3 protein-coding genes and 2 tRNA genes are annotated in these 7,495 nt (G+C 34.1%); 3 read left to right on the top strand and 2 right to left on the bottom strand.

The features are described from left to right. Both Q1B05_RS10640 and Q1B05_RS10635 read left to right on the top strand, forming a co-directional pair. Positions 1 to 74: transfer RNA gene (locus Q1B05_RS10640), tRNA-Val, on the top strand. A gap of 86 nt (positions 75 to 160) precedes the next feature. Continuing rightward, positions 161 to 235: transfer RNA gene (locus Q1B05_RS10635), tRNA-Val, on the top strand. A 57-nt stretch (positions 236 to 292) separates the two neighbouring features. Here Q1B05_RS10635 and murF read toward each other — a convergent pair. Further along, positions 293 to 1,576 carry a UDP-N-acetylmuramoyl-tripeptide--D-alanyl-D-alanine ligase gene (gene murF, locus Q1B05_RS10630; protein WP_299780457.1) on the bottom strand — a complete coding sequence of 428 codons (1,284 nt, stop codon included), beginning with the start codon at positions 1,574 to 1,576 and terminating at the stop codon, positions 293 to 295. Positions 1,577 to 1,645: 69 nt separating this feature from the next. After that, entirely contained in the window at positions 1,646 to 3,319 is a 1,674-nt protein-coding gene (gene gldJ / locus Q1B05_RS10625; RefSeq protein WP_299780455.1) for a gliding motility lipoprotein GldJ, read from the bottom strand. 264 nt (positions 3,320 to 3,583) lie between these two features. Here gldJ and porU point away from each other — a divergent pair, with 264 nt between their 5' ends. Beyond that, positions 3,584 to 7,468 (top strand): type IX secretion system sortase PorU, encoded by a 3,885-nt coding sequence (gene porU / locus Q1B05_RS10620; protein WP_299780453.1) that lies wholly within the window; start codon positions 3,584 to 3,586, stop codon positions 7,466 to 7,468. The last annotated feature ends 27 nt before the right edge of the window (positions 7,469 to 7,495 follow it).

The raw sequence follows: 7,495 nt of genomic DNA, 5'->3' as shown, positions 1-7,495 counted from the left end.
GGCGCATAGCTCAGTTGGTTCAGAGCACTTGGTTTACACCCAAGGGGTCGGGGGTTCGAATCCCTCTGCGCCCACAACAGCTTCTCGACGTGAGAAGTTTTTTTATGATTTTTTAGCTTAGTAAAAAATCAAATTGTATTGAATACCTAATATAATATTAGGGCGCATAGCTCAGTTGGTTCAGAGCACTTGGTTTACACCCAAGGGGTCGGGGGTTCGAATCCCTCTGCGCCCACAAGTAAATAAAAAAGCTTCTCATTTTTTGAGAAGCTTTTTTCGTTTTTAGACATTCTTAAATTAAATCGAGAATGCGTTCTAATTTCATGCCTCGAGATGCTTTTATTAGTATTGTAGTATGGGTTAAGTTTAATTGATCTAATACTGATTTAAGGGATTCAAAAGTATCGAAAGCTGTTATGTGGTCAGAGGACGATTTGGTTGCTTCAAATAACTTTCCTAATACATAAACTATATCTATGTTTAAGGTAGAAACCAAATTAATAATATCTTGGTGTTCTTTTAGAGCTTCATTGCCCAGTTCAAACATATCTCCAATAATAGCTACTTTATTAGTGTCTTTTAATACATGAAAACTTTCTAGAGCAGCTTTCATGCTTGTAGGATTTGCATTATAGGCGTCTAATATAATTTTATTACTGCCTTTTATTATAATTTGAGAACGATTGTTTGTTGGTACGTAGGCTTCAATGGCTATTTTAATGGCTTTGTCATCAACTTCAAAATAGGATCCAATAGCAATTGCAGCAGAAATGTTTGTGAAATTATATGCTCCAATCAATTGACTTTTTATTTGTAGATTTTGATATTCAGATACCACAAAAGGGTTAGCGTCTTCTAGATTTATAATCGTTTTAGCTATTACAGATTGATCTCCAAAAGCAATTGTTTTTATATCCGAAGTTAATTCTACCTGTTTACTGTCTTTCGCATTTATAAAAGCCAGGCCTTGTGTTTCTTTTAAGAAGGTATATAATTCCGATTTTCCTCTAATAACGCCTTCTATGCTACCGAAACCTTCTAGATGAGCTTTCCCGAAGTTTGTAATATAACCAAAGTTAGGTTTTGCTATCTGGCATAAGAACTCAATCTCTTTTAAATGATTGGCCCCCATTTCAACAATACCAATTTCAGTACTAGTATTCATTGAAAGCAGTGTAAGTGGCACTCCGATATGATTATTTAAATTACCTACTGTTGCTGTGGTCGTATATTTTTGAGATAATACGGCGTTAATTAATTCCTTGGTCGTTGTTTTGCCATTGCTTCCTGTTAATGCTATTATAGGTATGTTTAAATAATCGCGATGGTATGCAGCAAGAGTTTGAAGTGTTTCTAAAACGTTTTTAACAACAAATGTTTTATCTTCTATATGGTATTTGGGGTCGTCTATTATGGCGTATTTTGCACCTGTTTGTAAGGCTTTTAGCGCAAACAAATTTCCGTTAAAATTATCTCCTTTTAAAGCAAAAAAGATGTCGTTTTTTTTTACCGATCTTGTATCTGTACAAACGGCATTACAGTTTAAAAATAGGTTGTGTAGGTCTGATGTTTTCATAATATAAATGTATAAAAAAAGTCCTAACACATGGTTAGGACTTTTTTTTAATATAATACATGTTTCTTACTAATGTCTCATTTTAGCACTAGACTTAGTTTTAGATCCAACTCTTGACATTGCACATCTAAATCCGATGTAATCTGTTGCCATATCTTGAGGGAAATAACGTCTTTGTGCTGGGTCTAACCAATATTCTCTATCTTTCCAAGAACCACCTTTGTATACACGAACCTCGTCGCTAATCATTGATGTCTTATTGTTAGATTTGTCGTATTCTCTAATGATATTCCCAGAAGAATCTGTAGTGATTGTATTTTTAGGAGAGTGGTACATTTTCTCTGTTTGCTCTTCTTCACTTCCATCGTCATTAAAGCTCTCTGCATAGTAACGAGAAGAACGTTTGTCTCCATCTCTAAAGTCACGGTTGTCACTAGAGCTAAAGTTTGATCTTAAGTATGTTTCGTTTTCGTCAATAGGAACTTGAAGAATGTCTCCTGGTAAGTTTCTAGCTACGACTCTACCGTTGCTTAATGTATCGTAAACAATATCATCTGTAGTTACAATTTTAACTGTACCATCTTCATTAATCGCGTTTTTAGTATAAACGTTACCACGATAGTAGTTAAAGTCATTAAAATCATCATCTACAATAGGGCGATATACATCGGCTACCCATTCTGCAACATTTCCAGCCATATCGTAAAGACCGAAATCGTTTGGTCTATACGATTTTACTCGTGCAGTAATATCTGCATTGTCATCAGACCATCCAGCAATTCCACCGTAATCTCCTTTACCTTGTTTAAAGTTGGCCATTTGGTCTCCTAATGATCTACGTTTTTCAGAACGTGTATATTGTCCATCCCAAGGATATTTTTTTCTACCTCTATAGGTATTGTATTCTCTTAATTCAGACATACCAAGTGCAGCATATTCCCATTCTGTCTCAGTAGGTAGTCTGTAAGCAGGAGATAGTATCCCTGTTTCTCGAGTTGCGTAAATATTGGTTTCGTTACCATCTGCATCTGTTCTAACGGCTCCTTTTTTTCCTGTCTTTTTAATTTCTTCATTACCTGCAAATGTTTGCTCAGGTGCATTAATGTATGCATCAGTACTGAAGTTAGAAGAGGCTGTTATTTCTGTGCGTAAAGCTTTTTTGTCTAAATAACCAGCTTCTGCAAGGTTGTGTTCGTTAACACGGTCTGTTCTCCATTTAGCGAATTCAGTAGCCTGAATCCAGCTAACTCCTACTACAGGGTATTCTGCATATGCTGGGTGACGTAAGTAATTGTCTGTCATTACTTCGTTAAAACCTAAACGGTTTCTCCAAACTAATGTATCTGGAAGCGCTCCATTATAAATTGCTCTAAATCCATCTTCAGATGGTGGGAAAATACGTTTTATGTAATCTAAATATTCTAGATACATGATGTTTGTTACTTCCGTTTCATCCATATAAAAAGACTGAACGTGTTGCTGAGTTGGTGTATTATTCCAATCATGCATAACATCATCTTGAACTTGGCCTTTTGTATAGGTACCTCCTTCAATAAAGACTAAACCAGGAGCGGTTTCTTGTTCTTTATATTGTGTGTTGTATTGGAAACCTCCTTCTTTTGAATTGATTTCCCATCCTGTGGCCTTCGAACTATTCGAACTTGAATTTTTACAGCTAATAGCGGCTAAAGCGATTGTTACTACTAACAGTCCCTTTACGGTTACTATGTTTTTCATATCCATACTTTTAAGTAAGCAAATGTTATTTTTTGGAGTCGCAATATAAGAATTTAACCTTACACTGCAAGCGATTTTGACTAATTTGAGTGAAAAAATATGTATTTCGTCCTATTTTTTATTCATTATACCGATGATTTATGCATTTTTCCTCGTGTTTTTGTGTTTATAATAACGTTTAGATACATAAAATATTATTGTACTTTTGGATCTGTTCTTAAAATTATTAAGGTTTTATACTAATATCTTGCGCTAAACGTTATTAAAATAATGAAAAACACAGCTGTACTTCTTCTATTATTAGTCTCTTTTGTGGGGTATTCTCAGCAAAAACAGTTTCAATTAAGCTGGGATGGATATACTACAATTTCTACAGGAAGTTTTTCTGTTCAGGTGCCGAGTTTTAATTCAGATAACTTTGATTATAGTGTAGAGGAGGGGTTGAAGTTTATTTCTAAGTGGGAATTAAGTTCTTCTTTAAATGAAAGTTCTGCGCAATTAGAAAATGTTACATATACTTCTATTTCTAAATCCGAATTAAAAGAATTGAATGTTTCAACCATTCCTAATGAATTACAATTTGAACTTCATAAATCGGTTGCGCGTCATAAATCTTATGGTATTTTAGAAGTTTCTCCTATTATTAAGGACGGAGAAAATTCATATAAAAAAATCACTTCATTTAATCTGGTTTATAATTCTTCTGCATCAAGTAGAAGTAGTTTAGAATATTCTTTTACTCCAAGTGTGTCCAGTTCGGTATTAAAAAGCGGAGAATGGTTTCAGTTTTTTGTAGATACAACTGGAGTTTATAAATTGTCTAAATCGTTTTTACAAGAATTAGGAGTTAGTGTAGGTAGTATTAATCCGAAACAACTTAAAATTTATGGTAATGGAGGAACCATGATTCCTTATAAAAATTCTGAACAGCAATATTTTGATATCACTGAAAATGCGATAAAAGTGATTGGTGAAGATGACGGTTCTTTTGATGATGGTGATTATATTTTATTTTATGCTATTGGTCCGAATGGATATAATGAAGACAGTAATACAAATATAAATTCGTATACTACTGAAACATCTTATTTTTTAAAGACGGATGGTGTTGAGGGGAAACGAATACAGGCTTTCGAGAGTTCTAGTAATAGTGCAGATTACATTGTAGATAGCCATCAAATATATTTGTTTCATGAAACTGATGATTATAATTTAGCTCAAGTAGGAAGACGTTGGTTTGGAGATCGATTTGATGTTACTTTACAAAAATCATTTGCGTTCGAGGTCCCGGATATTGTAACTTCAGAAAATATAACTTTTAAAGCTTATGTGGCATCGACATCAGAAAGTCCTTCTAGTTTCGATGTGTCTATTAATGGTTCTTCGGTAAGAACTTTAAATATAAATGGAGCAAGTGATCCAACATTAGCAAATGAGTCGTTTATAAATACCTCCGTAGCTGTTAATAGTTCAGATATTACAGTAAGTTTAACCTATAATAAGCAATCTAACCCAAGTGCTTTAGGGTATTTAGATTATATTTCTTTAGAAGCGACTAGGGCTTTAAATTTTTATGGGGAACAGTTTGGGTTTTATAATACCGATGTAGCTTCTCGTGGTGGATATGTAGAATATCAGTTAACTAACGCTGCTAATGTTTCAGAAATTTGGAATGTTACAGACCCTTTTACAGTGGCATCATTGTCTAATTCAGAATCAGCATCAACTTTAAGTTTTGTTAGACCTTCAGGGAGTTTAGAAACATTTGTTGCTGTAACCACATCCGATTATTATACCCCAACCAGAAACTCGAACTCTAGAATTGAAAATCAAGATTTAAAAGGGACTGTTTTTTTAGATGACGATGGTCAATTTCAAGATGTAGATTATATTATAGTGGCGCCAACAAGTTTTTATACACAAGCATTGCGATTGGCCGAGATTAATAAGGCTCAATACGGGTTAAATGTTAAAGTGGCAACTTTAGAGTCTATATATAATGAGTTTAGTACGGGGAATCAAGATATTTCGGCAATACGAAATTTTGTAAAATATGTTTACGATAATGCGAGTACATCAGATAAAGCTGTAAAATACTTATGCATGTTTGGAGATAGTTCTTACGATTATAAAGGGCGGTTATCTACCAATTCTAATTATGTGCCTTCATGGCATGAGTATAATAGTTTTAGTTTAACTAGCTCGTATGTGTCTGACGATTTTTATGGAATGATGGACGCTAATGAAGGAACTATGACTACTTCAGACCAATTAGATATTGCATTAGGACGTATTTTGGCTGACGATGTGGCTCAGGCTAAAGAAATGGTCGATAAGATTGAGCGTTATTATAAAGAAGGTGCTTATGGAAGTTGGAGAAATACTGTGGTTATGATTTCTGATGATATAGATGATTCTTGGGAATATATTTTAGAGGAAACTACAGATGAAATAGCCGATGAAATTTCAGTACAGAAACCATTTATAAATGTAACTAAAATTCATTCCGATGCTTTTAGTCAAGAATCATCTTCCGGAGGAGATCGTTATCCAGAGGTAAATGAAGAAATGATTAGTGCAATGCAAAATGGAGCGTTATTAGTTAATTATTTTGGTCACGGAGGTGAAGATGGATTAGCTGCCGAACGTATTTTTATGGCAACAGATGCAGCCGATTTATCTAATGAATATAAAATGAATTGTTTTATTACGGTAACATGTGAGTTTACACGTTTTGACAATCCTTTACGTGAAACAGCAGGTGAAATTACGTATTGGAATGTAGAAGGAGGTGCTATAGGGTTGTTAACAACTACACGAGAGATTTTTGTAAGTGTGGGTATTTCTTTTAATACAATTTTAAGTGAATATTTGTTTTCGTATAATACAGAAGATAGTTATGACGATGATGAATATCCGTCTATGGCAGAAGCTTTGCGTTTAACTAAAACAAATTCAGCCATATCGTATTCAAGTCAAAGACATTTGGTCTTTTTTATAGGAGATCCAGCAATGAAACTTGCTATTCCGGAACCCAATATTAAGCTTACAAAGGTTAACGGAAAATCGATTACAGGAGAAATCGATCAGTTAAAAGCTTTAGATAAGGTTACTTTTTCTGGAGAAGTTACAGATGCTTCAGGAAATTTACTTACAGATTATAATGGTATTTTAGCATCAACGATTTACGATAAGAATATTAGCCGAAGCACATTAGGTAACGATCGTACTGTAGTTGGAGATGAGGTGTATATAATGGACTATGAAACGTTAGGAGAAATCATTTTTAGAGGTCAAGCCTCTGTTACTGCTGGAGAATTTAGTTTCGACTTTGTAGTCCCTAAAGATATTGGTGTGCCTGTAGGAGCTGGACGTGTTAGTTTTTATGCAAAAACAGATGAAACATTAGAGGACCAAGCAGGCGCAAGTGTAGGTGTTATACAAATAGGAGGTATTAATGAAGATGCTGAAGAGGATGATATAGGGCCAGTGATTAACCTATATATGAATGACGAAAGTTTTGTCTCAGGAGGTATTACTAATGAATCGCCTTCTTTGTTAGTGAAACTTGAAGATGAAAATGGTATTAATACATCAAGTGGAATAGGGCATGATTTAGTTGCTATAATAGATGGAGACGAAGTAAATCCATATGTTTTAAATGATTACTACCTAACAGATGTAGATAATTATCAAAGTGGAGTTGCAACGTATCCATTCAGAGATTTAGAGGCAGGTTTACATACGTTAACCGTTAAAGCTTGGGATGTGTATAATAATTCATCTACAGCCGAGATTCAGTTTATTGTTTACGATGAAAATGAAAGTTTAGTCATTACAAACGTGCTTAATTATCCAAATCCGTTTGTTAATTATACAGAATTTTGGTTTAATCACAATAGTTCGGGTACTTTAGACGTTTCTATACAAATCTTTACCGTCTCCGGAAAATTAGTAAGAACAATAAATGGACAAACAAATACTGCAGATTGCTGTGGTAGCGGGAATTCATCGTTGTCTAGAGATCTTGTTTGGGACGGCAGGGATGATTTTGGTGATAAAATAGGAAAAGGCGTTTACGTTTATAAACTTAAAGTCCGTTCAGAATCTCTCAATAAAACAGTTGAAAAAATAGAGAAACTTGTAATCCTGTAATAAACATATATATTTGTAATATAAATT

Source organism: uncultured Formosa sp. (assembly GCF_947500765.1).
GTDB lineage: Bacteria > Bacteroidota > Bacteroidia > Flavobacteriales > Flavobacteriaceae > Formosa.
The sequence above is the reverse complement of the archived record's forward strand: the minus strand, read 5'-3'. Positions and strand labels throughout refer to the sequence as shown.

Bases quoted from the DNA above. Each gene is read 5' to 3' on its own strand.
- porU (WP_299780453.1), top strand. From the start codon at position 3,584: ATGAAAAACACAGCTGTACTTCTTCTATTATTAGTCTCTTTTGTGGGG.
- gldJ (WP_299780455.1), bottom strand. From the start codon at position 3,319: ATGGATATGAAAAACATAGTAACCGTAAAGGGACTGTTAGTAGTAACA.
- murF (WP_299780457.1), bottom strand. From the start codon at position 1,576: ATGAAAACATCAGACCTACACAACCTATTTTTAAACTGTAATGCCGTT.